This is a genomic window from Saccharomonospora sp. NPDC046836, assembly GCF_040645195.1.
Lineage (GTDB): Bacteria > Actinomycetota > Actinomycetes > Mycobacteriales > Pseudonocardiaceae > Prauserella_A.
The window spans coordinates 191,377-216,813 of record NZ_JBEYXW010000005.1 but is presented as its reverse complement, the minus strand read 5'-3'; the positions used below and the strand labels follow the sequence as shown (position 1 = coordinate 216,813).

Sequence of the window (25,437 nt, the reverse complement as noted above, 5' to 3'; positions counted from 1 at the left end):
GTGGAGTGCGGACACGAACCGAGCTAACCGCGTTCGCGCGGCGGACAGACTCGTACGGCACGTTCCTGCCACGGGGCCGCGCCCGACGGGGCCCGCCGGGAGAATCGCTGACATCGGAACTCTCGCGAAGGGGTTGGGGATGGGCGCCGTCGTCGTACGCAGGCCGGTTCGCAGGCCCGCTCCGGAATCCCCCACGGGCGAGCTCATCCTGGACTCGCCGCCCGAGATCCCGCGCCCGGGCGGCCGGCAGTGGACGCAGCTGCTCATGGTGATCCCGATGATCGCCATGATGGCGGCGATGATGCTGCTGTTCTCCGGGAGCTTCGGCGGCAGCTCGAGCACGCTGCGGCTGGTGGTCATGGGGCTGTTCGGCGTCGGAATGCTCGGGATGCTCGGGATCGCACTGCTCAACTCGTCCGGACCGAGCAAACGGGAGATGGGATTGCAGCGGCGGGACTTCCTCCGCCATCTGGGACAGCACCGCCTACGCCTCACCCGAGCCATCCACCGCCAGCGGGATGCCCTGGTCTACCTGCATCCGGAACCGGCGGCGCTGCTGTCACTCGTCGCGAGCTACCGGCTGTGGGAACGCCGTCCTGCCGACGCGGACTTCGGGGTGGCGCGGATCGGCACCGGGCCACAGCGCCCGGCGATCACGCTCGTCCCGCCCGAGGCCAAGCCCCTGGAACAGCTGGAACCGCTGTCCGCGCTCGCGCTGCGCCGTTTCCTCACCACTTACACGGCCATCCCCGGGCTGCCACTCGCCATGGCCGTCAACGGTTTCAGCCGGATCTATATCCGCGGCGACCGCGCCCGCTCGGTGGCGCTGGTGCGCGCGATTCTCTCGCAACTCGCGTCGCTACAGACACCCGACGACCTCCGCATCGCAGCCTGCCCGAGCACCGTCACACACGCGCAATGGGACTGGCTCAAGTGGCTGCCGCACGCACTCCATCCGGAAAGGACGGACGCCGTCGGCCCGCTGAGGCTCGTCGCACCGTCGATCGTCTCGATCGAGGCGATGATCGACGACCTCCTGGGCAACCGGAGGCGTTTCGATGCCTCGGTCGACAACCGCGACACCCTGCCCCACGTCGTAGTGGTCGTGGACGGCGGGTCGACCGCGGGCTCCGACAGCGTACTGGCCGAAGGCGGGCGCGAAGGTGTCACGGTCATCGACGTCGGAGGGACGCCGCCGCGCGCGCTCGACCCGGCCACCATCGTTCTCCATGTCGGCCACGACGGCGCGCTCGCCAGCGAGACCATCGAGGGCACGGTCGACCTGGGCTGGGCCGACGCGCTCGACGTGCCCGCTGCAGAAGGCCTCGCCCGCCAGCTGGCACCGCTGCGAGCAAGCGCGGGCAGGCGTGGCGACGCACCGATGAGCACAGACCTCGACCTCGCCGAGCTTCTCGACATCGGCGACCCGCGCACGTTCGACCCGACAGGAACCTGGATCCAAAGGCCGACCAAGGACCGGCTGCGGATCCGGTTCGGCATCCGCACCGACGGGACGCCCGTAGAGCTGGACTTCAAGGAGTCCGCTCTGGACGGTATGGGGCCGCACGGCCTGCTCATCGGCGCGACAGGTTCAGGCAAGAGTGAGCTGCTGCGCACCATCGTGCTCGCGCTCGCCGTGTCGCACCCGCCGAGCTCGCTGAACTTCGCGCTCGTCGACTTCAAGGGCGGCGCCACGTTCGGCACACTCGACAAGCTGCCGCACACGAGTGCCGTCATCACCAACCTCGCCGACGAGCTGCATCTCGTGGACCGGATGACCGACGCGATCAACGGTGAGCTGCTGCGAAGGCAGGAGCTGCTGCGGGCGGCGGGCAACTTCTCCTCGCTGCGCGAGTACGAGCGGGCCAGGGCGACCGGCGCTCCCCTGCCCGAGGTGCCCACCCTCCTCGTGATCTGCGACGAGTTCAGCGAACTACTGTCGGCCAAACCGGACTTCATCGACATGTTCGTCCAGATCGGACGTGTCGGCCGGTCGCTGGGCGTGCATCTCCTGCTGGCCAGTCAGCGCCTCGACGAAGGCCGGCTGCGGGGCCTCGAGACGCATCTGTCGTATCGCATCGGCTTGCGTACCTTCTCCGAGATGGAGAGCCGGACCGTGCTCGGCGCCGGCGACGCGTTCAAGCTGCCACGCGCGCCCGGGCACGGATTCCTCAAGTCCGACAACGATTCTCTGATCCGGTTCCGCTCCGCCTACGTCTCCGGCGCGCATCGCGCACCCAAGGCGGGGCTGGTCGGCGCGAGTGACGACAGCGCGCCCGACCTGCTCACCTACTCGACACAGTATCTCGCGCCCGCGCTCGAGCGCGACGACTCCGACGAGGAACCGCGCGACACGGAGGAGCCCGTCGGCGAGAGCCTGCTCGACATCATCGTCGAGCGCATGCGCGGCCGCGGCACACCGGCTCATCAGGTCTGGCTGCCACCGCTGGACACGTCGCCGGCGCTCGACCAGCTCCTGCCGAAACTGGTCCACGACGACGACCGTGGCTTCGGCTCGGCACACGAACGGTTGGCCGGCGGTCTGCGTGCGATCATCGGTGTCGTCGACCGGCCACTGGAGCAGCGCCGCGACCCGCTCGTGCTCGAACTGTCCGGATCGGCCGGTCACGTGCTGGTGATCGGAGGGCCACAGTCGGGCAAGAGCACCGCGCTGCGGTCGATCATCACCAGCCTCGCTCTGACCCACACGCCACACGAGGTGCAGTTCTACTGCCTTGACTTCGGCGGTGGGACGCTCAACTCCGTTCGCGATCTTCCCCACGTCGGCGGGGTCGCGGGCAGGCAGAACATCCCGGCGGTGCGCAGGACGATCGCCGAGATCAGGACCCTGATCGCACAACGGGAACGCGCGTTCGCCGAACACGACATCGACGGAATGGCTGCCTACCGCCGGCTACGGAAGGAGCGCGACAGCGGCGACCACTGGGGTGATGTGTTCCTGGTCATCGACGGCTGGTCCACTGTGCGCACCGAGTTCGAGGATTTGGAGGCCGTGGTCGCCGACATCGCGGCACGCGGCCTGTCCTACGGCGTCCACCTGGTGGTGTCGGCGGCACGGGCGTTCGACCTGCGCATGAACATCAGGGACCTGTTCGGCAGCAAGCTCGAGCTGCACATCGGCGATCCGGTGGACAGCATCGTCGACAGAGCCTCGGCGATCAAGGTTCCCGAGGACAAGCCGGGGCGCGGCGTCACGATGACCAAGCACCAGCTGCTGATCGCATTGCCCCGTGTCGACGGCGTCGACGATCCCGCAGATCTCGCGGACGGCCTGCGCGAGCTGGTGCGCACGGTGTCGTCGGCCTGGCAGGGCCCACCCGCGCGACCGGTGCGCCTGCTGCCCGCCACGTTGCCGTACAACGAGCTCGCCGGCGCCCACGACGCCGCGAAACACCACCTGGCCGTCGGCATCGCGGAGCACGATCTCCGGCCCGTACGGCTGGACTTCGCCTCGGACCCGCACCTCGTGCTCCTCGGCGACACCGAGTCGGGCAAGACGACGTTCCTCCGTGCGCTGGCCCGCGCCATCACCGACACCTACGATCCCAGGCAGGCGAGGGTGATCGTGGTCGACCACCGGCGCGGCCTGCTCGGCGACGTCGAATCGGAACACCTCATCGGTTACGGCACCGACCGAGACTCGACGTCCCTCCTGATGCGACAGGTCGCCGAGGAGATGACTGTCCGGCTGCCCGGGAAGAAGGTCACGCCGGACCAGTTGCGCGACCGGAGTTGGTGGCAGGGTCCCGAGCTGTTCGTTTTGATCGACGACTACGACCTCGTGGCCAGCCAGCTGGACAACCCGTTACTGCCCATTGTGGACTTCCTGCCGCAGGGGCGCGACATCGGCCTGCACATCGTGCTGGCGCGGCGCACCGGCGGGGCGAGCCGGGCACTGTTCGAGCCGTTCGTCTCACGGCTACGGGACATCGGCTCGCCGGGCCTGCTCATGTCCGGCGACAAGGACGAGGGTCCGCTGTGGGGCGGGCTCAAGCCCGAGGTGCTCCCGCCAGGCAGAGCGTGGCTGGCGCGTAGGCGGCACGCACCACAGCTCGTGCAGCTCGCCTGGCTGCCCACGAACGAACACCGATGATCGGAGAACCCATGTGCGAGGCACGGCACGCAATGCACGGAGACCCGGAGGCCATGCGGCAGTTCGCCGAACGGCTCGCCGCGCTCAGCGCCCCCGAAACGATCGTCCCGCCACCGCCGACCCAGGTGTGCGAAGGCGGTTCGCAGGCGTGCGCGGCGTTCTCGGCCGCCGACGTACTCGCGACGCTGACACTCACCGACTTCCTCACGGAAACCGGCGAGGCGATCGCGACACTCCGGGCGGCCGCCGTGGTGGCGGCCGAGGATTACCTGACCACCGACCGGGCCGGTGCGCAGGCCGTGACGGGCGCGGTTGTCGGCGTCGTCCTCGTGGAGAAATGAGACATGGACGGAATGGACTACACACGCCTGCCCGCCATGGTCCAGTTCGCCGTGGGCGACGTGGAAGCGCACAACCATCTGGCGCGCGTCGAACGAGCGAGCCGGATGTGGCGTGCCATCGCGGACGAGCTGACCGCGCTCTCCGACTCGCTGCGGCGTGAGCTCGACTGCCTGCGGGAGAGCTGGCCGGACGCCACCGGCGTCGAGTTCGTCCGCCAAGCCACGCGGCGTCAAGCCGCGGTCGAGGAGACTCTCGCCAGGATTGTCGAGCACCAGCCGTGGCTGGCCCTCGACGACCTCGCCAGGCAGCTCCTACTGACCCGCGCGCGGCTCACCGGCACCGCGGAGCAGGCGACAGAGGGCGCCGAGTACGAGGGTGCCGTCCATCTGACCGAGCTCGACCACTACTTCCTGGCCGCCGCCGACGCGGTGCTCCGCGCCGCGGGCAGCGATCAGCGTGTGGCCGGGATCCACGCCCCCACAACGGGTTCCCGCGGCGACGGGTGTTGTACGGAAGCCGCCGTCGCCGAACCCACACTCGCCGCCGCCGGACCTGGCGCGTTGCCCTCGATGACGCTGGCACCCGGCGCCGGGTCACCACTGCCACCGGGCAGTCTCTCGATACCTGGTCTCGTCGCAGTCCCGCCCGGCTCCTCGGCCTACGGCACTCCGCGCGGTAGCGCCGGCTCCTCGGGGGCCTCGCCCGCGCGCGCGGGCGGGGTCTTCGACCCGAGCACGCTCGCAGGTGGCGAGCTCGACGCGGGCGGGACCGGTCCGGGCGCCGTGTCAGCGGGTTCGCTGCCGGACACGACAGGCCCAGACCTCCCGCCGCGGATCGAACAGGCCGCGAAGCCTGTGTCGCTGTCGGGACCGCCATCCGCCCCGGAGGCGCCGCAACCGCCGGCGGCCCCCGCACCCGGCAGCGCGGGACCGTCTGCGGGCTCCGGCTCCGGCCGGATGATCCCGCCCATGATGATGATGCCGATGGCACCCGGCGCCGGCCGGACGGCGGGAAAGCGCAACGGACCCGCCCGTTCCCTCGATGACAGCGAGCGCACGTCGAAGAGGCCGGCGGGCGCACCCGGCGTGCCCGCACGGCTTCGCGGCAGGTCCGCTCTTGCCGACCCAGCGGCGGGCGGCTTTCGTCCGATCGCGATGTCCAGCACGAAGCGCGGCATGCCGGAGCCTGCCGAACAGGTGCTCGACCGCGAGGTCTGGCAGGTCGCGAACCCCGGTGCCGCCTCCCCGTTGAAGCCGGACCCCGTCGAGGAACCGCCGATGCGACGCCGCCGACGGCATTGACCCGGTCCGCCAGCATGAATCCGACAGAACCTGGACATCACCATCGAACAGGTCCTGACCGACAACGCGCCGGCAGCGAGGAGTACCTAACGGAACGCTGCCGCCCAGGTCGATGTCGCCATCGCGCTGTCCGCCCGCCACCGGGCGATCCGGACCAGAAGCTCGTCCCGGGTGGCCCGGTGGCCGGGGTCGTCCCACAGATCGGTTTCCTCGTACGGGTCCTCGACGAGGTCGAACAGCTGACCTTCGTCGGGATCGAGGTACTCGACCAGTTTCCAGCGGCCGTCGAACACCATCGTCATCAGCGCGGTACCGGAGAGGATGCGGTCGCGGGCGTGCTCGGAGAACACGAGTTCGCGCCCGGCCCACTCGCCCTCCCTCAGCGCCGGAACCAGTGACTCGGCCTCCATCCACGCCGGAGGCTCGAGGCCGGCCAGCTCCAGGATCGTCGGACCGATGTCCATCAGCGAGGTCAGGCCGTCCCGCCGCCGCCCTGCCGTCACCCCAGCGCCTGGCCCCCAGACGATCAGCGGGACATGCACGCTTGGCTCGTACATCGTCCACTTCTGACTGTGGCCGTGGTCGTTGAGGCAGTCGCCGTGGTCGGAGGTGAACACGATCACCGTCCGGTCCAGCACCCCTCGCCGCTCCAATGTGTCGACGATCCGGCCCACCTGCTCGTCGATCATCGTGACGTTGGCGGCGTAGTGCCTGCGCTGGCGGCGTAACTGCTCCTCGGACGGGTCCGCGAGGTGGACGATCGCGTCGTGGTCGACCGCCTGATGGTGTTCGCGCAGCTGCCGCAGGGCGGACGGCTGGGCCGCCAGGTCCTCGGGTGTCCGATGCGGCATCGGGACCTCCCGGTCGCGGTAAGGGCCCAGTGCCTCCGGAGTCGGGTCGTAGGGCGGGTGCGGACCGGGAAACCCGACCTGCAGGAAGAACGGGTCGTCACCACGCCAGCGGTCCAGCCACATCGTCGCCAGCCCGCCCACGAACGCGTCGGCGTGCAGGTCCGCCGGGGGCTCCCACTCGAAGGCACCGAGCCGGTCGGCGTAGTCGTCGCGCTCGGCGTAGGTGACCCGGCTCGGCTTGCGCACCCCGCACGCCCACAACGCCTTGTCCCAGGTGTCGAGATAGAACGGCAACCGCGGGGTGTCGCGGTCCTTGTTCTCCACGACGTGCCGCTCGTGGAAGCCGACCGAGGCCTCGTAGGGGTAGGTGTGCATCTTGCCGACGTTCACACAGCGGTAGCCGGAGTCGGCGAGCTGCTCGACCCAGGAGTGGTGCCACGGCTCGTCGTTGCGCAGCACGCCGGTGGTGTGCGGGTACAACCCCGAGAACAGACTCGCCCGGGAGGGGGCGCACGACGGCGACGTCACGTAGCTGCGGGTGAACGCGACACCGCCCTCGACAAGGCGGTCCAGGTTCGGGGTGTCGACCCACGTGTGACCGAGGGTCGCGATCGTGTCGAAGCGCTGCTGGTCGGTGATGATCAGGACGACGTTCGGGCGGCTGTCGGACTGCTGGGTGCTGCTCTGTACCGGGATCCGGCTCGCGGACATCGGCTACCTCCGGGTGACGGGTCGGGTGAGGGGCGGGAGCGTGCGGGTCAGGACGCCGGGCATGCGGCGACCTCGCGCTCGAACCGCTCGCGCAACGGGTCCCCGGACTCGGCCATCCAGGCCCGCATCCGTTCCCGGTAGTCCTCGACAACCGCCCGGTACGCCGGGTCGGCACTGAGATCGGCCAAGGAATGCGGGTCCGCCTTCAGGTCGTAGAGCTCCTCCGGTGCGCGCTGGAGGTAGAAGGTGCGACGGCGGACGACCGCGGGGTCGTCGGAGTCCTGCATGGCCGGCCAGGACAGCCCGTCCATGTTCTCCGCTCGGTACTCCCGCGTCCCGTCGGACCAGGCGTTCCAGATGTAGCCGTAGCGGGAGTCCTGTGCGCAGCGCATCTCGTAGCGGCGCTTGGCCGAGGTTTCGTGGAAGACGGTGAACACGGTCTCGTCCGGCGTCCGCTCGCCGCGCACCGCCGCGCGCAGGCTCCGGCCGGTCGCGCCCTCGGGCACCGCGATTCCTGCCGCCTCGCAGAAGGTGGGGAGCAGGTCCAGCATCGTGATCCGGGCGGTGTCCTGGACGGTGCCCGGTGTCGTCACCCCCGGCCAGACCAGCACGAACGGGGTCCTTGTGCTCTGCAGGTAGCAGTTCGCCTTGGCGAACGGGAAGGCCATGCCGTTGTCGGACAGGAACGCGATCAGCGTGTTCTCCTCCTGGCCCGCCTCGCGCACCGCGTCCAGCACAGCGCCGACCACCTGGTCGCAGCGGCGTACCGAGGCCAGGTACTGCGCGTACTCGGTGCGGACGCCGTCGACGTCGGGCAGGAAGCCAGGCAGCGGGTGCTCGCCGGGGGCCGGAACCACGTCGGGGTCCGGATAGTCGTCGACAGCGTCGCCGAACTTCTCCCGCTCGGCCACGCTGCCGTGGAACGGGCGGTGCGGGTCGTGCATGTTGGCCATCAGGAACCAGGGCCGGTCCTCGGCCCGCGCGCGGGCCAGGAACTCCGCCGCCGATGCCCGGTACCGCTGCGGGTCCCGCCCCATACCCAGGTCGGCCATGTCGCGCTGGTGGTCCCAGCCGAAGCGCTCGACCGGCGCCAGGTGGGTGACCTTGCCGAGGATGCCGAGCACGTACCCGGCTTCCCGCAGACCGTCGGTGAGCACCGGGACGCCGTCGTGGATCGGCTCGAAGCCCTCGGCGCCGTTGCTGTGCGGATACCGCCCGGTCATGATCGCCGACCGGCTCGGCTGGCAGACCGCGGCGACGACGTGCGCGTCGGTGAAGATCGTGCCGGCGTCGGCAAGTGCGTCGAGGTTCGGGGTGAGGCCTGCAGGCCCGCCGAACCGGCCTGGACTGCGCGCGTCCATGTCGTCGACGGTGATCAGCAGGATGTTCGGACGGCCGCGGTCGGGTGCGGTCATGTGTAGTGCGACACCTCCAGTGCGAGTGTGGCTGCACCTCGGACGCTGGCGGACTCGCTGTGGTGCGCGGGCTCCAGCCGGAGGTCCTCGCGCAGCAACGGGAAGATCCGTTCCCGGGTGAGCTCACGGATGCGGGTGATGGTCGATCCGGGGGCCTCGGCGACAATGCCGCCGACGAGCACCAGATCGGGGGTGAACAGGTTGACGACGGTGGCCAGCGCGCTCGCGAGATGGCGGACGACGTCGGTCTCGATCTCGACGGCGGCCGGGTCACCCTCGGCGGCGAGCCGGTGCAACCCGGCGAGCACGGCGGTGCCGTCCGGCACCGCCGCCGCGTGCCCCGCACGCCGCAGCCGGGCGCGCAGGTAGGGCTCGGCCACCATCGTCTCCAGGCAGCCACGGGCGCCGCACCGGCAGAGCTCGCCGTCCTCGACGACCCGGGTGTGCCCGAGGAAGGCCTCACCGGCCGGTCCGCCGGTGTAGCTGGCGTTCCCGGCGGGCGCCACGCCCAGCCCGACGCCCTGCCGGACGTAGAGGTAGGCGATGCCGTTGCCCGCGCGCTCGCCGTACCGGGCCTCCGCGAGCGCCATCAGCCTGACGTGGTGGTCCACCACGACCGGCACCTCGAGCTTCCGCTCCAGGTGGTCGGCGATCGGGACGTCGCGCCAGCCGAGGTTGAGAGTCAGCCGGTTGATCCGCCTTGCCTCGTCGACGGCACCGGGGATACCCACGGCGACGCCGATGCACGGGGCACCGTCGTCCTTGGCGACCATGCGCTCGATCTCGGCGGCGATCAGGTCCAGTACGTCCGAAGGCTGGGCCGTGACGTCGAACGGTACGGAGTGGACTGTGCGCACCCGCGACTCGGCGTCGGCCAGGCCGAGGCGGATCGTCCCGTACTCGATCTGGACACCGCAGACGGTCACCGCGTCGGCCGACGGGGTGAGTGTGACCGATGGCCTGCCCATCCGCGGCTCCGCGGCAACGCTCTCCCGCAGCAGCCCCTTGTCGACCATGGTCCCGACGGCCTTGCTGATAGTCGCCTGCGACAGCCCGGTGATCTCGGAGATCCGGGTCCGGGAGGACGGCCCGGCCTCCCGCAGGGTGCGCAGCACGGCGGCCTCGTAGGGACCGCGCGACCGGCCGCGACTGAGCATGGCCACACCAGTCTCCTTTCCCTCGCACCGTAGCGACGCGAGTGACTGTAGCAGCAACATACTTCTCAACGGAAAAAAAGAACAACCAGCACAGAGGGGTGCTTGAAGGCGGCTCCGTCCGAGAGGACTTGACGAAGACCAAGACCTGCATTACTTTCTGCGCCGCAGAAAGTAATCGAAATCGTCCCGACCTCAACGACGAGGAGGCTCATGCGAGCCCCTGCCCCACCGCCCCGGCCCGGCAGCCGGCTGCGGCTGATCGTTGCGATCGTCGCCATCGTCGCGACGATCAGTTCGTGCACCTCGGCGCGGAACCTGCAGAACACGCAGGGCACGCGGATCGACGGCGGCACCTTGACCTTCGCCATCGCGCTGGACGCCCTGCCCTCGGGTCTGTTCCAGACCCTGGCGCGCAACAACCCGTGGATCGAGAACGTCTTCCAGCCGCTGGTCCGGCTCGACCAGGAGACCCGCGCCGTGCAGCCGGTCCTCGCCACCTCGGTGACGGTCTCCCCGGACGGCCGGCAGGCCACGATCACCCTGCGCGAGGGCGTCACCTTCCACACAGGACGGACGTTGACCGCGGACGACGTCAAGTTCACCTTCGAGACCACGGCCACCCCGAAAGCCGGCTCGAACCTCGGGTACGTGCCACGGGCGTTCTCCTCGATCGCCGTCGACAGCCCGACCCAGCTGACCGTGACCATGGCGCAGCCGCTGGGCGATGCCCTGTTCGACTACCTGAACCAGACCCCGATCGTCGATCCGCAGACCTACTCAGGGGTGGCCGACGGCACCCAGCTCGTGGGGACCGGGCCGTTCCGGTTCGCCGAGTGGCAGCCGGGCGCCGGGTTCACCCTGGAGCGCTACGACGGCTACTGGAACCGCGAGGCCGTGCAGCTGGAGCGGATCGAGTACGTCGTCACCTCCGACGCGACCGCGTTGCTGTCCGCGCTCCGCAGCGGGCGCGCCCAGCTGGCGTGGGGGCTGACACCGTCGGACGCCCGGCCGTACTTCGGCGACCAGCGGTACCGGATCATCGACGCGGGCGGGACAGTGTTCCCGTTGGGGCTCAACACGACAACCGCGCCGCTGGACGACAAGCGGGTCCGGCAGGCCATCGGCTACGCCCTGGACCGGCAGCGGATCCGCGACCAGGTCTTCGGCGGCACCGGCGAGGTGTCCTCGCTGCCGTGGCTGCTCGGCACCCCGGGGGTGCCGCAGGCACAGGTCGACCACTTCGGGTACGACCCCGACCGGGCTCGCGCGATGATCGCCGAGGCGGGCGCCACCGGCGCCCGGATCCCGATCACCTACGGCGCGAACCCGACCGTACGAGCCATCTTCGAGATCGTCGCCAACAACCTGCGGGCTGCCGGTCTCGACCCGGTCGGCGTGGCCGTCGACCAGCCGACCTTCCAGTCAGGGCAGAACGACGGCGAACTCGGTGCGGCGTTCCTGTCACTGCACTCCCAGGTGGTGCTGAGCCCGGTCACGATGATCGACTCGATTCCGGTGCTGCGGGACGGCAACCCGTCGAAGGCCGACGACAGCGAGTTCGAAGCCCGCAAGGCAGCGCTTCGGACGGCCGCGGCGACCGGGCAAGGCGCGAGCGAAGCCCTGGTCCGGCTCGGTGACTACCTCCTCGACCAGGCGTTCCTGCACCCACTTGTGCAGGCCCCGGAAATCCTGGTGACCTCCATCAAAAGCGGCGACGTGAGCACCACGATGCGTGGCGTCGTGCTGCTCGAGAACGCCTACGTGACGGGCTGAGTGATGATCCGTTTCCTCATCGGCAAGTTGCCCTCGTTCCTGCTGGTCGGCTTCGTCAGCTCGATCATCGCCTTCGCGCTCCCGCGGCTGGCCCCCGGCGACCCGGCAGTGGTCCTCGCCGGGTCGGACGCCACGCCCGAGATGGTCGCCGAGATCCGCAGCCAGCTCGGCCTCGACGAGCCCCTGTGGTTGCAGTACTTCAGCTGGATCGGCGGCGTGCTCCGCGGCGACCTCGGACAGTCCTACATCCTCAGCCGCCCGGTCACCGAGCTGATCGCGGGCCGGCTGGAAAGCACCATCGAGCTCGCCGTGCTGGCCACCATCATCATGATCGTGGTCGGGCTGGCGCTGGGCGTGCTCGGCGGCTCGCCGCGGTCGAAGGTCGCCCGCTCGGTGCTGGACGTGTTCAACACCGTCTTCCTCGCGATCCCGCCGTTCCTGACCGGCCTGCTGCTGATCCTGCTGCTCGGACTGGCCATCCCGCTGCTGCCGGTCAGCGGCGAGGTCGCCCTGCTGGACAACCCCGAGCTCGGCATCCAGTACCTGATCCTGCCCGCGGTCGCGCTCGCCCTGCCACAGGCCGCGGTCGTCGCCCGGCTGTTGCAGACCTCGATGCTCACCGCCCGCGGGGAGGACTTCGTCGACCTCGCCAGGGCCAAGGGCGCCCGCCCCGGCCGGATCACCCGCAAGCACGTACTGCGCAACAGCCTCGGCACCGTCGTCGTGGTCATCGGGCTGCGGATCGGCGACCTGCTCGGCGGCGCGATCGTCGTCGAGGCGATCTTCGCCCGCAACGGGCTGGGCACGCTCGCGGTGTCCGCCGTGCAGTCCCGCGACTACCTCGTGGTCCAGGCCCTGATCCTCGGTGCGGTGCTCATCGCGGTCGTGATGCAGCTGCTCTCCGAGATCGTCCTGGCCGCACTCGACCCCCGCGTCCGGCTGGGAGGCTGACCGATGACGACAGACCCTGCCGCACTACCCGCGACCGTGGACCCCGCACCGGCCCGCGTTCCCGGAGCGCGCTATCTGCGGGCGTTCCGCTCGGCCCGTGGCATGATCGCCGCGGTACTGGTGCTCGCCCTCGCCGCGCTCGCGGCGCTGGCCCCGGTGCTGTTCCCCGGCGGATACGACGAGCAGACCCCGAACGCGCTGCTGCCGATGTCGTTCGCTCACCCGTTCGGCACCGATGAGCTGGGCCGGGACATCTTCGTGCGCAGCATCTACGGGCTTCGTACCGACCTGGCGCTGGTCGCTCTCGCGGTCCCGATCGCGATGGTGATCGGGACGTTCCTCGGCCTGCTCGGCGCGATCGCCGGCTGGCTGGGGACCGTCACCCAGCGCATGCTCGACATCATCGTCGGGTTCCCCGGCCTGATCCTGGGTATCTCGGTGGTGCTGGTGGTGGGCACCGGTTTCACGGGCCTGGTGATCTCGATCGTGCTGATCGGTCTGCCGACGTTCGGCAGGCTGGCCCGCCAGGTGCTGCTGACCCAGCAGAACCGCGAGTACGTGCTCGCCGCGCGCACACTGGGCATCCGGCGCTCGCGGATCATGGTGCGGCACATCCTGCCGAACACCCTCGACCCGATCATGGTCCAGGGCTCGGTGTTCATCGTGCACGCCGTGTTCCTCGAGGCCGGGCTGAGCATCGTCGGCCTCGGCATCCAGCCACCGGAGCCGTCGCTCGGATCGCTGCTCAACCTGGGCATGCGCTACGTCGAGCAGGCCCCCACCTACATCATCGGGCCGATCCTGATCCTCCTGCTGCTCGCGCTGGCGTTCAGCCTCCTGACCGACGCTCTCAACGAGGCGGTGAACCGCACGTGACCACCACGACGCAGACTCCTCCCACTCCCCTGATCGACGTCCGCGGACTGACCGTGCACTTCCCGACCGAACGCGGCACCGTGCGCGCGGTCAACGACGTCTCGTGGCAGCTGCGCGAGGGCGAGATCCTCGGCATCGTCGGCGAGTCCGGCTCCGGCAAGTCGGTCACCGCCCGCGCGATCATGGGCATGCTGCGCGCACCCGGCCGGGTCGACAGCGGCGTGGTGGAGCTCGCCGGGCGTGACCTGCTGACGCTGTCCGAACTGCAGCTGTGTGAGGTCCGCGGCCGGGAGCTGGCCATGGTCTTCCAAGATCCGCAGGCCGCGCTGAACCCGACGATGCGGGTCGGTGACCAGATCGCCGAGGCGCTCCTGGTACACGGCGTGGACCGCACCAAAGCCCGTGCCCGCGCGAAGGAGCTGCTCACCCGGGTCGGCATCCCGGACGTCGACCGCACCGTCGACCTCTACCCGCACGAGTTCTCCGGCGGAATGCGCCAGCGGGTGGTGATCGCGATCGCGCTGGCCAACGAACCCCGGCTGCTGATCGCCGACGAACCGACCACCGCGCTGGACGTCACCATCCAGGCCCAGATCCTCGAACTGCTGGTGGAGCTGCGCCGCGAGCTCGGCATCGCCATCGTGATGATCACCCACGACATGGGCGTCGTCGCCGAGCTGTGCGACCGGATGCTGGTGATGTACGGCGGGCGGGTCGTCGAGTCCGGCCCGGTGGCCGAGGTGTTCGCCGCGCCACGGCACCCGTACACGCACGCCCTGCTGAACGCGGTACCGCGGGCCGATGCCGACGGCGAGGCCCTGCCCGCGATCCCCGGTTCACCACCGGACCCGGCGCGGCTGCCGTCCGGCTGCGCGTTCCACCCGCGGTGCGCGGTCGCCGAGGAGCGTTGCCGCACCGAGCGTCCGGAGCTCACCGCCGACGGCGACGGGCGGACCGCCGCCTGCTGGGTCAGCGAGCGCGGCGGCGCGGTGACCGTGCTGCCCACCCCGACCGTGCGGAGTCGCATCGCGACGGAGCGCGCCGAGCCGATCCTGCGGGTGACCGACCTGGTCACCGACGTCGGCTCGCGCTCGCGGGGACTGTTCGGCCGGACCCCGCCGGTCTACGCGGTCAACGGGATCTCACTCGAGGTCGCCGCCGGCGAGACACTCGGGCTGGTCGGCGAGTCCGGCTGTGGGAAGTCCACATTGTCCCGCACGATCGTCGGGATCAACCGGCCGGCCAGCGGCCGGATCGTCGTCGACGGCCACGACGTCACCGCGATGCGCCCGCGCGACCTGGCGACGATCTCCGCCAACGTGCAGTACGTGTTCCAGGACCCCTACGCCTCACTGAACCCGCGACGCACCATCGGCCAGTCGTTGGAGGAGGCGCTCGGCGTGGCCGGGGTGACGGGCGCCGCGGCGCGGCGCCGTGCGGCCGAGCTCGTGGAGCGGGTCGGGCTCAACAAGGGGCAGCTCGACCGCTACCCGCACGCGTTCTCCGGCGGGCAGCGCCAGCGCGTCGGGATCGCCAGGGCACTGGCGGCGGAGCCGAAGATGCTGATCTGCGACGAGCCGGTGTCCGCGCTGGACGTGTCGATCCAGGCGCAGATCATCAACCTGCTGGAGGACCTGCGCAACGATCTCGGGCTGGGCTACCTGTTCATCGCGCATGACCTCGGCGTCGTGCGGCACCTGTCGGACCGGGTGGCGGTGATGTACCTGGGCCGGATCGTGGAGACCGGATCGGCCAAGGACGTGTACGAGAAGCCGCAGCACCCCTACACCCGGGCGTTGCTGTCGTCGACACCCGAGCCCGAGGTCGGCCCGCGGCGACGGGAGCGCATCGTCCTCACCGGGGACATGCCCAGCCCGGCGTCCCCGCCCAGCGGCTGCGCCTTCCGCACCCGCTGTCCGATCGGCCCGCTGCACCGCGACGACCGCAGCAGGTGCGCCGAGGAACCACCGACGCTGGCCAGGACGCCGACCGGTCAGCTGGCCGCCTGCCACTTCCCCGGAGAGCTCTGAGAGGTGCCCGTGCCGACCGATCGACCCGCGAACGTCGTCGTCGTACTGGCCGACGACCTCGGCTACTCCGACCTTGGCGCGTTCGGCGGGGAGATCCGCACCCCGAACCTCGACGCACTGGCCCGCGACGGGGTGCGGATGACGTCGTTCTACAACACCGCCCGGTGCAGCCCGTCCCGCGCCAGCCTGCTGACCGGGCGCGACCCGCACGAGACCGGCATCGGCGTGCTCACCGACGACGAGCGCCCGCACGGCTATCCCGGGTCGCTGAGCACGGCTGTGCCCACCGTGGCCGAGCACCTGTCCGCGGCCGGGTACCGGACCTGCCTGTCCGGCAAGTGGCACCTGTCCAGCGACACCGCCACGCCGAACGACACCTGGCCGACCCGCCGCGGCTTCGACGAGTTCTACGGCATCCTCGCCGGCGCCGACGACTACTTCCACCCGCGCGGGCTCTTCCACGGCGAGCAGCGGCAGGAGATCCCCGGTGAGGGCTTCTACCTCACCGACGCGATCAGCGACCACGCGGTCCGTTTCGTCGAGACCTGCACCCGCGGTTCGGACCCCTTCTTCCTCTACCTGGCCTACACGGCTCCGCACTGGCCACTGCACGCACCCGAGGACGTCGTCCGCCGCTACGAGCGGCAGTACCTCGCCGGCTGGGACACGTTGCGGGACGGGCGCCTTGCCCGCATGCGTGAGCTCGGCCTGCTCGGCGACGAGTCACCGCTGACACCACGGGACGCGGGCGAGCGACCGTGGAACGCGGTCCCCGACCGGGAGTGGGAGGCGCGCCGCATGGCCGTCTACGCCGCACAGATCGAGATCATGGACGCGGGCATCGGCCGGGTCGTCGAGGCGCTGCGCGCGGCGGACGCGCTGGACGACACGCTGATCGTGTTCCTGTCCGACAACGGCGGGTGCGCCGAGGAGCTCCCGCCGCCGGACGCGGTGCACTTCCGGGCGCGCCAGCCCGCACACACCCCGGACGGCAGGCCGATGCGGCTGGGCAACGAACCGTCGATCGTCCCCGGCCCCGCCGACACGTTCGCCAGCTATGGCCGGGCGTGGGCGAACCTGTCCAACAGCCCGTTCCGGCTGTACAAGCGGTGGGTGCACGAGGGCGGGATCTCCACGCCTCTGATCGCGCACTGGCCGGCGGGCGGCCTCGCCGGCGGCACCGTCGTGTCCCGGCCGTTCCAGCTCACCGACATCGCACCGACCCTGGCCGAGGTCGCGGGCACCGGGCCGTTGGAGTCCCGCGGGGAGTCCATGGTGGACACCTGGCGAGGCGGCCCGACCGACGAGGACCGGACGCTGTACTGGGAGCACATCGGCAACGCCGCGATCCGGCACGGCTCGCTGAAGCTCGTCCGGACCGCGGGTGGTCCCTGGGAGCTCTACGACCTCGACGTCGACCGCTCGGAGCTGCACGATCTCGCGCCCGGCCGGCCCGACGACGTCGAACGTCTCGCCGCCCGGTGGCAGGCCTGGGCCGACCGCACGGGCGTCATTCCCTGGCCCTACTCCCCCGCCGCATCCCGTACGACGACGAACAGTGAAGGACGATGACCTCCTCTACCCGGCGACCCAACGTCGTCATGATCCTCACCGACGACCACGCCTCGCACTCCATCGGCGCATACGGGTCACTGGTCAACTCCACACCACGGATCGACGAGATCGGGAGCGAGGGATGGCGGTTCGACAACTGCTTCGCCACCAACGCGCTCTGCTCCCCGAGCCGGGCAAGCATCCTCACCGGCACCTACAGCCACGTCAACGGTGTCTCCACATTGGTCACCCCGATCGACGCGAGCCAGCCGACGTTCGTCTCGCAGCTGCGCGCGAACGGCTACCGCACGGCGATGTTCGGGAAGTGGCACATGGGCGACGGCGACGGCCACGACCCGCAGAACTTCGACCACTGGGATGTACTGATCGAGCAGGGCGAGTACTGGAACCCACGGTTCCTCTCCGCCGCGGGTCTGCGCACCGTCGAGGGCTACGCCACGGACATCATCACCGACCTCGCCCTGGAGTGGGTGGAATCGCTCGACGGGGACGACCCGTGGTGTGTGCTGATCTACCACAAGGCGCCGCACCGGCCGTGGGAACCCAAGCCGGAGCACGCCGCCCGCTACGGCGACCCGGTACCGCTCCCGCCGACGTTCTTCGACGACCTGTCGACCCGCAGCTCGTCGGCGCGGCGTGCGCTGATGCGGATCGCGGACTGCCTCAACACGGAGGACCTCAAGGTCGACCCGCCAGAAGGGCTGACGTACGAGCAGCTGGCGGTGTGGAAGTACCAGCGCTTCATGGAGGACTACCTGGCCTGTGTGGACAGTGTGGACGAGAACGTCGGCCGGGTGATCGACTTCCTGCGGGCACGTGGCGAGTTCGCGGACACGCTGCTGATGTACGCGTCCGACCAGGGCTTCTTCCTCGGTGACCACGGCTGGTTCGACAAGCGGTTCATGTACGAGGAGTCGCTGCGGATGCCGATGCTGCTCAGCTATCCGGCGCGGGTTGGCACCGGCGTGCACGACGGCATCGTCACCAACGTCGACTTCGCACAGACCATCCTGGAGGCGGCTGGGGTGGCCTCGCACCCGCGGATGCAGGGGCGCAGCTTCTGGAACGACATCAGCGGAGAGGCGCCCGCTCCCCCACCGGCCGCTGGCATGTACTACCGCTACTGGGAACATGACGACGTCTTCCACCACGCGCCCGCTCACTACGGGTACCGGGACGACCGGTACAAGATCATCTATTACTACAACGACGGACAGGGCGTCGCCGGGACAGGGCCGTTCGTGTACCCCGGGGAGTGGGAGCTGTTCGACCTGGAGGCCGACCCCCAGGAGCTCCGCAACGTCTACGACGACCCCGCGTACAAGGAGATCCGCGAGGAGCTGACGGTGCGCATGTGGGCCGAGCAGCAGCGGCTCGGCGACCTCCCGCATCCGAGCCAGCCGGTGCCCGACGGAGTGTCCGGGACGCGGGCATGACCACCGGCGGCAACCGGCACGCGATCGAGCAGTGCGCGGTGCCGGCGCAGACCTTCCGGATGGGCGACGCCAGCGGCGACGCACGGTGGACGGACGGCGAGGGGCCGGTGCACCCGGTGACGCTGGACGCCTTCCGGATCGACGCCACGACGGTCACCAACGCCGATTTCGCCCGGTTCGCCGCCGACACCGGTTACGTGACAGAGGCCGAATCGTTCGGTTTCTCCGCGGTCTTCCACCTCGCCGTGACGGCACCCGACGGCGCGATCATGGGACGCGTCCGTGGCACCCCGTGGTGGCTCGGGGTACGCGGGGCTGACTGGCGGCGTCCCGGTGGGCCCGGATCGACGATCGACGCTCTCGACGACCACCCCGTCGTGCACGTGAGCTGGAACGACGCCAATGCCTACTGCGCATGGGCCGGCCGCGCCCTCCCCACGGAGGCCCAGTGGGAGTGCGCGTCGCGCGCGGGGCACGACGGGCTCCGCTACCCGTGGGGTGACGACCTTGACGCGCCGCACCGGTGCAACATCTGGCAGGGCCGGTTCCCGGTCGAGAACACGCTCGACGACGGCCACCTCACCACCGCGCCGGTCCGCACCTACCGGCCCAACGAATACGGCCTGTGGCAGACCGTCGGCAACGTCTGGGAGTGGTGCGCCGACTGGTGGAACGAGACCACCTACGAGAGAGGCCCCGTGACGTCGCCGTCCGGGCCGTCCGCCGGGATCGCGAAGGTGACCCGCGGTGGTTCCTACCTGTGCCACGAGTCGTACTGCGACCGGTACCGGAACTCGGCGCGGTCGTCGAACACGCCGGACTCGTCGGCGGGCAACATCGGGTTCCGGACGGTCGCGCGATGACCTCCGATCGGGCGCAGACGGACCGGCGGTTTCCGGCACGGCTGTTCCGGCATGGGGCCGAACCAGACCCCAGGTTCACGCTTGCGAACGAGCGCACGTTCCTGGCCTGGATCCGCACCGCCCTTGCCCTCATCGCCGGCGGCGTCGCCCTCGAAGCCCTCGGGCTCGACCTGCACCCCGGCTACCGCCTCGCTGCCGCGATCGTGCTCATTGCCGCCGGGCTCGTCACCCCGCTGCTGGCGTGGGCGGGTTGGTACACCACGGAGCGGGCGCTGCGGCACTCCCGCCCACTCCCCGCCCCGGTGCTGGCGCTGCCCACTGCGCTGGCGATCGTGATCGCCGCTGCCCTCGTGGCATTGGCCGTCCTGAACAGGTGACGCGCCACCACGTCGGCACGGTTTTCGACCCCGGCCTGCAACCAGAACGCACTGGCCTCGCCTGGCGGCGCACCGGTATCGCCCTCGCCACCGCATCGCTGATCGCCCTCCGCGTCCTCCCGGACGCCGGCGGCACCTGGTGGCTGCTGCTGCCCGGCCTGGCGGGCCTCGGAGTCGCGATCGGGGTACTGGCTGCGGCCGAACGCCGGTACCGACGCACTCACCGGCAGCTCACCGGCCACCCTCGGCGACTGGTCGGAGGGGGACGGATCCTGCTCGCCACAGCGCTGGCCACCGGGCTGCTCGCGGCAGCGGCGCTCACGTACGTGATCGGTCGCTCGTGACGGGTTGCCGCAGGATCGTTCTGAGCTTGGCGGGCGCTGTCCGGCGGGCGTCGCTGAGGTAGATCTCGTGATGGTCACCGTTGAAGGTGAGGCCGTTGGCGGGGAGATAGTGGTTGTGGAGGCGGTCCAGGGTAGGCGTTTCGTCGTCGTAGGAGCCGATGTGCAGGATCTGGACGCAGGTCCCCTCGACGAGGGTGCACAGCCGGACGGCTGCGAGTGCGGGGTTTTCCTTCTTCTTCGCGACGTTGTCGACGGCAGCATGGACCAGGTCGTCGGTGATCCAGTCCGGCTGGCTGATCATCATGGTCCACGCCCAGTCTTCCTTGCGCCGCTTGACGAACACGGTGGGGTCGTCCGCTCGCCACAGTCCCTCCAGCGGGGCGACCACGAAGTCTCGGCCGAGGGTCCTCTTGCTGGCGAACTTCAGTGCGTACGCCACGCCGTACAGGGCTTCGACCGCCTGCGCGTAGGCGGAGGAGGTGTTCGGATCCCCTCGGCCGTCGACCACGACATACCGGAACGCGGGCACGTCGACAACCGTGAACTCCTTCGACGGCGGTGAGTAGAGCTCTCGGTGGGTCTTCTTGATGTCGTACTTGTCCATCGCGGTCTCCTTGGTGAGCGCGCCCTTATGGCGAACGAAGATCAATCCACGGTTCAATGGGTCAGACAGAACCGGCATCGAGATCGGAGCCCCATCGTGGCCGAAGACCGTGACATCGAACGTTTCTACTCGACCCCCGAGGTCGTCGCCAAGCTGCGACGCCTCGCCGACGCACTCGAGGCCGAGAGCCCGTTCCGGATCCAGATCGCCGGCGAGCGGATCCGCGTCCCCGCTCGTGCCGAGTTCTCCATCGAACACGAGCGGGGCGACGGCGAGGAGGAGATCGAGTTCCAGCTCAAGTGGAAGCTGAGCGATGACAGCGACTCCGACGAGACCGACGAGCCCCTCGTCTGACCGAGCCCGAGAGGCACTAGCCGATCTCCCGGAGTTCCTTGTCCTTGCCCTCGTGCGCCGCGAGTACGGCGATCCCGGTGACCGCGGACAGTGCCATCCAGGCGACCGCGACCAGCCACAGCGATCCTCCGGCCGCGAGGATCAACGCCGCCGCGAGCATGGGTGTGAACCCGGCCCCGAGCGTTGCAGCTGTCTGGTACCCGATGGACGTGCCGCTGTAGCGGATGCGCGTCGGGTACAGCTCGGCCGCGAAGGCACCGTAGGGCCCTGCCGTGAACCCCTGGATCACGCTGAGTCCAAGGAACAGCGCCAGGAACAGGGCCCACACCTGTCCGGACTCGAGGAGCAGCATGATCGGGTACGCCAGGACGACCGCACCCACCGCACCGCCGAGCATGACCCGCTTGCGGCCGATCCGGTCGCTGAGTCGCGCCGCCACAATGATCATCACGATGGTGGTCACCCCGGCCAGCGCTTTGACATTGAGGACGGACGTCGGCGAGATGGTCGCCTGGTTGACGGCATAGGAGATGGCCCACACACCCATCAGGCCCTGCGCCGCCTGGCCCGCGATGCCTGCGCCCACCGAGATCAGGAAGTTCCGGGGGTACCGGGTGAGCACCTCGACGGCCGGCGCCTTCGGTGCTCGTGCCTTTCCGGCGAGTTCGGTGAACACCGCCGACTCCGCCACCTTCAACCGGATGAGCAGGCCGATCGCTACGAGTACAGCGCTGAGCAGGAACGGAATCCGCCAGCCCCAGGCGAGGAAGTCCTCCTGCGGCAGCAATGATGCCGCACTCAGCACGAGCGTGGCGACAATCGCCCCGGCGGGCGCGCCCAGGTAGGCGAAGGATGCGGCGAATCCCCTGTTGCGCTTGTGTGCGCGTTCGAACGCCAGCAACATCGCGCCACCCCATTCGCCACCGACGGCGATCCCCTGCAACATGCGCAACAGGACGAGCAGCAGCGGTGCCGCGACGCCGATCTGTGCCTGAGTGGGCAGGAGGCCGATCAGCACGCTCACCACACCCATCAGCAGAAGCGTGACCACCAGCATCGACTTGCGGCCGAGCCGGTCGCCGAGGTGACCGAAGATGATCCCGCCCAATGGACGGGCCAGGTATCCGGCGGCGAGGGTGCCGAACGACAACATCTGTGCGACACCGTCGCCGACACCGGTGAAGAACACCTTGTCGAACACGATGCTCGCGGCGGTCGCGTACAGGACGAAGTCGTAGTACTCGATGGCCGTGCCGATAAAGCTCGATGCCAGGATGCGACGCATCTCGCGGCGCTCGGTTGTCGTTTCCTGCGCGGAGTTCGCCGTGGTCATGGGCACGCCTCCGGAGTGGTGACGGTCAGCGCTGCCTTCGCCGGTGCGACGGGAAGGACGTCGAGGTCCTCGGGTATGTACAGCGGGCCGCTGAAGGTCTCCGCGGCCGCCAGCCACGACTCACGAGGCGCGTCCGCGGGAACCAGATGGTGCAGAGCCAACGCGCCGACGCCGGCGCGCTCGGCGATCCGACCGGCTTGCCGCGGCGTCGTGTGTGCGCGGCGATGATGGTCCATTGTGGCCTTGAGCATCGCCGAATCCGTGTAGCGGCTCGCGATCAGGTCCAGGTCGATCGCCTCGTGAAGCAGCAGGTCGGTGCCTCGGGCCAGCCGCTCGAGGTTGGCACATGGTGCGGTGTCGCCGGAAACGGTCACGGAACCGTTCGCTGTGTCGAAGCGGAACGCGAACGCCGGAGCCATGGGTGGGTGTGCCACCAGGATCGCCGTCACCGCAACGCGGTCGTCCTGGAACACCGTGAACGGCTCCATGTCCGGGGCGACAGCGGAATCCGCATCGAAACCGGTGCCGGGAGGCAGCGCGATGTCATGCACGTCGAAATGTTCCGACGGCGGGCGAGCGAGCGAATCGAAGATCCGGTCGTTGATGTCGGTGGCGTAGGCAGCGCAGAGCTGCTGGATCATGTCCACGGTGCCCGGGGTCGGATTCGACGGCGCCACCGCCTGCGGTGTTGCGGTGGCGTGCTGGGACACGGGCGGCAACCCGCCCCGCCTGCCGGGTCCGTGTACCGCGATCGGTCCGGCACTGGCGTTCTTACGCTCGAACTGGCCGAACAGCAGCAGCGCAGGCAGGTCGACGACGTGGTCGGAGTGCAGATGGGTGAGGAACAGCCCGCGGACCTGGTTCATCCGAAGACCGGCCCGGGCGAGCTGGGATCCGGTGCCCTGCCCGCAGTCCACCAGGTACACGGCGCCGTCGACGACGACCGCCGTGCTGATGCCGCTGCGGGACGTTCCGTCGGGAGTGCCCCACCAGCGTGGGCCTCCGGCGGTTCCCAGGGTCACAACCCGGGTGCCCTGGTGCGGTGCGAGATCGGTCATGGCACTCCCTTGTGTCATGTGGTGTGGTCTGCGGATCACGCTCGCATCCGGCTGGCCCTATGTAAATTTGAATCTTTTGCGTAAAGCCCTAAGTTGTGCTTATGAGGGACGTCACGCTGCGCCAGCTCGAGTACTTCGTCGCCGTCGCCGAGGAGCAGTCGATCACCCGCGCCGCGCTGAGATGCCACGTCACCCAGGCCGCGATCAGCCAGGCGTTGAAGGAACTGGAGACCGTGCTCGGCGTGCAGCTGCTGATCCGGCGCACGGCCAAGGGCCTGCACCTGACACCGACCGGCCGCGCGGTCGCGACCCGCAGCCGTACGGTGCTCGGCGGGGTCAGGAGCCTGGTGAGCACGGCGGACGGGACCGCGGAGCGCGGAACGTATACGGTCGGCTGTTTTCCGACGCTGTCGCCGCTCATCATTCCCGGGATAGCCGAGTTCATCGCCCACAACTACCCGGGGGTTCGGCTCGAGATCGTCGAGGACACCGCACCCGAGATCCAGGAACGGATGATGCGCGGACAGGCGGACCTCTGTTTCATCTACGAGGCACAGCGGCACCCCGAGGTGAGCACGATTCTCCTGCGGGAACGCCACTTCCGGGTCGCGGTGGCAGCCGACCACCCCCTAGCCACACGCGACGTGGTGAGCGTGACCGACCTGGCGGACTATCCGTACGCGTTGCTGAATCTGGACCCGGCCACCTATCTCAACGAGGCGATGCTGCGCAGGTTCGGCGTCGTGCCCACCATCGTCTACCGCAGCACCAGCGTCCAAACCATCCGTTCCATCGTGGGCCGCGGACTGGCATGCGCATTGCTCATGCAGGAGGTGGAGGAAAGCGACGAAGGGCGCCCACTACGGTTCCTGCCCATCGCCGAGGACCTGGGCACCAACTCGCTCCTCGCCGCACTGCCACGCGGCGTTCGACCATCACCCCTCACCACAGCAGTGATCGAACACTGCCAGTCGGCCATCGAGGCCTGACGCCTGCTGTTTGTATGTCCCTAGTGATCGAGCACGGGCATCGAACAGCCACACCACATTCTACAGCGAGCGGAGCGGCAACGAAGGAATCGTTGCCAATGATGTTCCCGCGAGCCGGTGTTATCGCCCGGCTTCTTCGCGTCCGAGGGCCGTGGATTGACAAACGCCCTTAACCGCAACTTCTGATTTGCCGAATGGAAGCCCCATCGCCGCCGAATTTGTTTATATCAACGGACGGCGAGCTTATCGGATCCCAACGGAGAAAGTAGGTCCACCAGATAGCAACCTAGCGCGTCGCCCACGCTCCCACTGTGCCACGTAGCGTTCAGTCAATTCTCCGAGGAGCGGCAAGCGTAAACTGGCGCCCAACTAACGGAGAGGTGCTCGCCGCCCAAGCCCCTGATCTACACGAGGCGTTGCAGCGCGCCAAGAACGACGGTCTGACCCACCTCGTCTTGGACGACAAGCTGTTCTCCACCGACAGGCTCGGCGAGCAGACCACCAGCATCAAGGGCGAACAGATCGACGCCTGGTACTCCGGCAAACACCGCGAGCCTGGCGGCAACGTCCAAGCGCTGATGGAACCCGACGGGTTCCCCCTGTGGCTCTCCGAGGTCGAACCCGGCTCCACCCACGACATCACCGCAGCCCGAGAACATGTTCTCGGCGCCTTGTACTGGGCCTACTCGCATCTCGACCTGCCCACTCTGGCCGACGGCGGCTACACCGGAGCTGGCATCGGCGTGCACACACCGTTCAAACAACCCGCCGACAACCAGGTGCTCGATGTGGACAACCGCACCTACAACACTCTGCTCCGCGGGCTGCGCTGCCTGGGCGAACGCGCCTTCGCGCTATTGGTCGGCCGCTGGCGGGCACTCCGCCACATCACCACCAGCCCACGCAAGATCGGCACCATCGCCAAAGCCGCGCTCGTCCTCACCCATTTCGAACACGGCCGACTGACCTGAAAGTCAGTGAGA

The 25,437-nt window shown here is 69.4% G+C and carries 21 protein-coding genes; 15 read left to right on the top strand and 6 right to left on the bottom strand.

Annotated features, from left to right (window positions below; translation table 11 throughout):
- The first annotated feature begins 139 nt into the window (after positions 1-139).
- From eccCa to ABZ863_RS09290, 3 genes are read left to right on the top strand one after another with little or no spacing between them, the layout of a single operon-like run.
- Positions 140-4,114 carry a type VII secretion protein EccCa gene (gene eccCa, locus ABZ863_RS09300; protein WP_358532873.1) on the top strand — a complete coding sequence of 1,325 codons (3,975 nt, stop codon included), beginning with the start codon at positions 140-142 and terminating at the stop codon, positions 4,112-4,114.
- On the top strand, positions 4,111-4,455 hold the full coding sequence (locus ABZ863_RS09295) for a hypothetical protein (protein WP_358532870.1): 345 nt from the start codon (positions 4,111-4,113) through the stop codon (positions 4,453-4,455). The genes eccCa and ABZ863_RS09295 overlap by 4 nt, the downstream gene beginning before the upstream one ends.
- 3 nt (positions 4,456-4,458) lie before the next feature.
- Positions 4,459-5,757: a hypothetical protein gene (locus ABZ863_RS09290; protein ID WP_358532866.1), complete on the top strand. Its 1,299-nt coding sequence runs from the start codon at positions 4,459-4,461 to the stop codon at positions 5,755-5,757.
- A gap of 86 nt (positions 5,758-5,843) precedes the next feature.
- Here the strand turns inward: ABZ863_RS09290 and ABZ863_RS09285 are convergent, their stop codons facing one another.
- From ABZ863_RS09285 to ABZ863_RS09275, 3 genes are read right to left on the bottom strand one after another with little or no spacing between them, the layout of a single operon-like run.
- Positions 5,844-7,319, bottom strand: coding sequence for a sulfatase-like hydrolase/transferase (locus ABZ863_RS09285; protein WP_358532863.1), 1,476 nt, complete (start codon positions 7,317-7,319; stop codon positions 5,844-5,846).
- Positions 7,320-7,366: 47 nt separating this feature from the next.
- A complete protein-coding gene (locus ABZ863_RS09280; RefSeq protein WP_358532860.1) occupies positions 7,367-8,734 on the bottom strand; it encodes a sulfatase in 1,368 nt (455 codons plus the stop codon).
- Positions 8,731-9,891: an ROK family transcriptional regulator gene (locus ABZ863_RS09275; RefSeq protein ID WP_358533175.1), complete on the bottom strand. Its 1,161-nt coding sequence runs from the start codon at positions 9,889-9,891 to the stop codon at positions 8,731-8,733. The genes ABZ863_RS09280 and ABZ863_RS09275 overlap by 4 nt, the downstream gene beginning before the upstream one ends.
- A 210-nt stretch (positions 9,892-10,101) precedes the next feature.
- Between ABZ863_RS09275 and ABZ863_RS09270 the strand changes: the two genes are divergently transcribed.
- From ABZ863_RS09270 to ABZ863_RS09230, 9 genes are read left to right on the top strand one after another with little or no spacing between them, the layout of a single operon-like run.
- Positions 10,102-11,664 carry an ABC transporter substrate-binding protein gene (locus ABZ863_RS09270; RefSeq protein ID WP_358532857.1) on the top strand — a complete coding sequence of 521 codons (1,563 nt, stop codon included), beginning with the start codon at positions 10,102-10,104 and terminating at the stop codon, positions 11,662-11,664.
- A 3-nt stretch (positions 11,665-11,667) separates the two neighbouring features.
- Entirely contained in the window at positions 11,668-12,615 is a 948-nt protein-coding gene (locus tag ABZ863_RS09265) for an ABC transporter permease (RefSeq protein WP_358533172.1), read from the top strand.
- A gap of 3 nt (positions 12,616-12,618) precedes the next feature.
- Positions 12,619-13,491 carry an ABC transporter permease gene (locus tag ABZ863_RS09260; RefSeq protein WP_358532854.1) on the top strand — a complete coding sequence of 291 codons (873 nt, stop codon included), beginning with the start codon at positions 12,619-12,621 and terminating at the stop codon, positions 13,489-13,491.
- Positions 13,488-15,521 carry an ABC transporter ATP-binding protein gene (locus ABZ863_RS09255; RefSeq protein WP_358532851.1) on the top strand — a complete coding sequence of 678 codons (2,034 nt, stop codon included), beginning with the start codon at positions 13,488-13,490 and terminating at the stop codon, positions 15,519-15,521. Before ABZ863_RS09260 ends, ABZ863_RS09255 begins: the two co-directional genes overlap by 4 nt.
- Positions 15,522-15,530: 9 nt before the next feature.
- The gene (locus tag ABZ863_RS09250) at positions 15,531-17,093 is read left to right on the top strand and encodes an arylsulfatase (RefSeq protein WP_358532848.1); all 1,563 of its coding nucleotides are present in this window, start codon (positions 15,531-15,533) and stop codon (positions 17,091-17,093) included.
- On the top strand, positions 17,090-18,532 hold the full coding sequence (locus ABZ863_RS09245) for a sulfatase (RefSeq protein ID WP_358532845.1): 1,443 nt from the start codon (positions 17,090-17,092) through the stop codon (positions 18,530-18,532). Before ABZ863_RS09250 ends, ABZ863_RS09245 begins: the two co-directional genes overlap by 4 nt.
- Entirely contained in the window at positions 18,529-19,395 is an 867-nt protein-coding gene (locus ABZ863_RS09240) for a formylglycine-generating enzyme family protein (protein ID WP_358532842.1), read from the top strand. Before ABZ863_RS09245 ends, ABZ863_RS09240 begins: the two co-directional genes overlap by 4 nt.
- Positions 19,392-19,772 carry a DUF202 domain-containing protein gene (locus ABZ863_RS09235; RefSeq protein ID WP_358532839.1) on the top strand — a complete coding sequence of 127 codons (381 nt, stop codon included), beginning with the start codon at positions 19,392-19,394 and terminating at the stop codon, positions 19,770-19,772. The genes ABZ863_RS09240 and ABZ863_RS09235 overlap by 4 nt, the downstream gene beginning before the upstream one ends.
- Positions 19,769-20,116, top strand: a complete 348-nt coding sequence (locus tag ABZ863_RS09230; RefSeq protein WP_358532836.1) for a DUF202 domain-containing protein — start codon at positions 19,769-19,771, stop codon at positions 20,114-20,116. The genes ABZ863_RS09235 and ABZ863_RS09230 overlap by 4 nt, the downstream gene beginning before the upstream one ends.
- On the opposite strand, the gene ABZ863_RS09225 is transcribed toward ABZ863_RS09230, so the two are convergent.
- A complete protein-coding gene (locus tag ABZ863_RS09225; protein WP_358532833.1) occupies positions 20,091-20,720 on the bottom strand; it encodes a GyrI-like domain-containing protein in 630 nt (209 codons plus the stop codon). The two genes, ABZ863_RS09230 and ABZ863_RS09225, sit on opposite strands and share 26 nt — an antisense overlap.
- Positions 20,721-20,813: 93 nt before the next feature.
- Here ABZ863_RS09225 and ABZ863_RS09220 point away from each other — a divergent pair, with 93 nt between their 5' ends.
- On the top strand, positions 20,814-21,074 hold the full coding sequence (locus ABZ863_RS09220) for an amphi-Trp domain-containing protein (protein ID WP_358533169.1): 261 nt from the start codon (positions 20,814-20,816) through the stop codon (positions 21,072-21,074).
- A gap of 16 nt (positions 21,075-21,090) precedes the next feature.
- Here ABZ863_RS09220 and ABZ863_RS09215 read toward each other — a convergent pair whose 3' ends face one another.
- The gene (locus ABZ863_RS09215; RefSeq protein WP_358532830.1) at positions 21,091-22,407 is read right to left on the bottom strand and encodes an MFS transporter; all 1,317 of its coding nucleotides are present in this window, start codon (positions 22,405-22,407) and stop codon (positions 21,091-21,093) included.
- Positions 22,404-23,465, bottom strand: coding sequence for an MBL fold metallo-hydrolase (locus ABZ863_RS09210; RefSeq protein WP_358532827.1), 1,062 nt, complete (start codon positions 23,463-23,465; stop codon positions 22,404-22,406). Before ABZ863_RS09210 ends, ABZ863_RS09215 begins: the two co-directional genes overlap by 4 nt.
- A gap of 101 nt (positions 23,466-23,566) precedes the next feature.
- Between ABZ863_RS09210 and ABZ863_RS09205 the strand changes: the two genes are divergently transcribed.
- Both ABZ863_RS09205 and ABZ863_RS09200 read left to right on the top strand, forming a co-directional pair.
- Entirely contained in the window at positions 23,567-24,454 is an 888-nt protein-coding gene (locus ABZ863_RS09205) for a LysR family transcriptional regulator (RefSeq protein WP_358532824.1), read from the top strand.
- A gap of 380 nt (positions 24,455-24,834) precedes the next feature.
- Complete coding sequence (locus tag ABZ863_RS09200) at positions 24,835-25,425, top strand: transposase family protein (RefSeq protein WP_358532821.1); 591 nt, start codon at positions 24,835-24,837, stop codon at positions 25,423-25,425.
- The last annotated feature ends 12 nt before the right edge of the window (positions 25,426-25,437 follow it).

Excerpts from the sequence above, each read along its gene's own strand:
- eccCa (WP_358532873.1), top strand. The coding sequence starts at position 140 with ATGGGCGCCGTCGTCGTACGCAGGCCGGTTCGCAGGCCCGCTCCGGAA.
- ABZ863_RS09295 (WP_358532870.1), top strand. The coding sequence starts at position 4,111 with ATGATCGGAGAACCCATGTGCGAGGCACGGCACGCAATGCACGGAGAC.
- ABZ863_RS09290 (WP_358532866.1), top strand. The coding sequence starts at position 4,459 with ATGGACGGAATGGACTACACACGCCTGCCCGCCATGGTCCAGTTCGCC.
- ABZ863_RS09285 (WP_358532863.1), bottom strand. The coding sequence starts at position 7,319 with ATGTCCGCGAGCCGGATCCCGGTACAGAGCAGCACCCAGCAGTCCGAC.
- ABZ863_RS09280 (WP_358532860.1), bottom strand. The coding sequence starts at position 8,734 with ATGACCGCACCCGACCGCGGCCGTCCGAACATCCTGCTGATCACCGTC.
- ABZ863_RS09275 (WP_358533175.1), bottom strand. The coding sequence starts at position 9,891 with ATGCTCAGTCGCGGCCGGTCGCGCGGTCCCTACGAGGCCGCCGTGCTG.
- ABZ863_RS09270 (WP_358532857.1), top strand. The coding sequence starts at position 10,102 with ATGCGAGCCCCTGCCCCACCGCCCCGGCCCGGCAGCCGGCTGCGGCTG.
- ABZ863_RS09265 (WP_358533172.1), top strand. The coding sequence starts at position 11,668 with ATGATCCGTTTCCTCATCGGCAAGTTGCCCTCGTTCCTGCTGGTCGGC.
- ABZ863_RS09260 (WP_358532854.1), top strand. The coding sequence starts at position 12,619 with ATGACGACAGACCCTGCCGCACTACCCGCGACCGTGGACCCCGCACCG.
- ABZ863_RS09245 (WP_358532845.1), top strand. The coding sequence starts at position 17,090 with ATGACCTCCTCTACCCGGCGACCCAACGTCGTCATGATCCTCACCGAC.
- ABZ863_RS09240 (WP_358532842.1), top strand. The coding sequence starts at position 18,529 with ATGACCACCGGCGGCAACCGGCACGCGATCGAGCAGTGCGCGGTGCCG.
- ABZ863_RS09235 (WP_358532839.1), top strand. The coding sequence starts at position 19,392 with ATGACCTCCGATCGGGCGCAGACGGACCGGCGGTTTCCGGCACGGCTG.
- ABZ863_RS09225 (WP_358532833.1), bottom strand. The coding sequence starts at position 20,720 with ATGGACAAGTACGACATCAAGAAGACCCACCGAGAGCTCTACTCACCG.
- ABZ863_RS09215 (WP_358532830.1), bottom strand. The coding sequence starts at position 22,407 with ATGACCACGGCGAACTCCGCGCAGGAAACGACAACCGAGCGCCGCGAG.
- ABZ863_RS09210 (WP_358532827.1), bottom strand. The coding sequence starts at position 23,465 with ATGACCGATCTCGCACCGCACCAGGGCACCCGGGTTGTGACCCTGGGA.
- ABZ863_RS09205 (WP_358532824.1), top strand. The coding sequence starts at position 23,567 with ATGAGGGACGTCACGCTGCGCCAGCTCGAGTACTTCGTCGCCGTCGCC.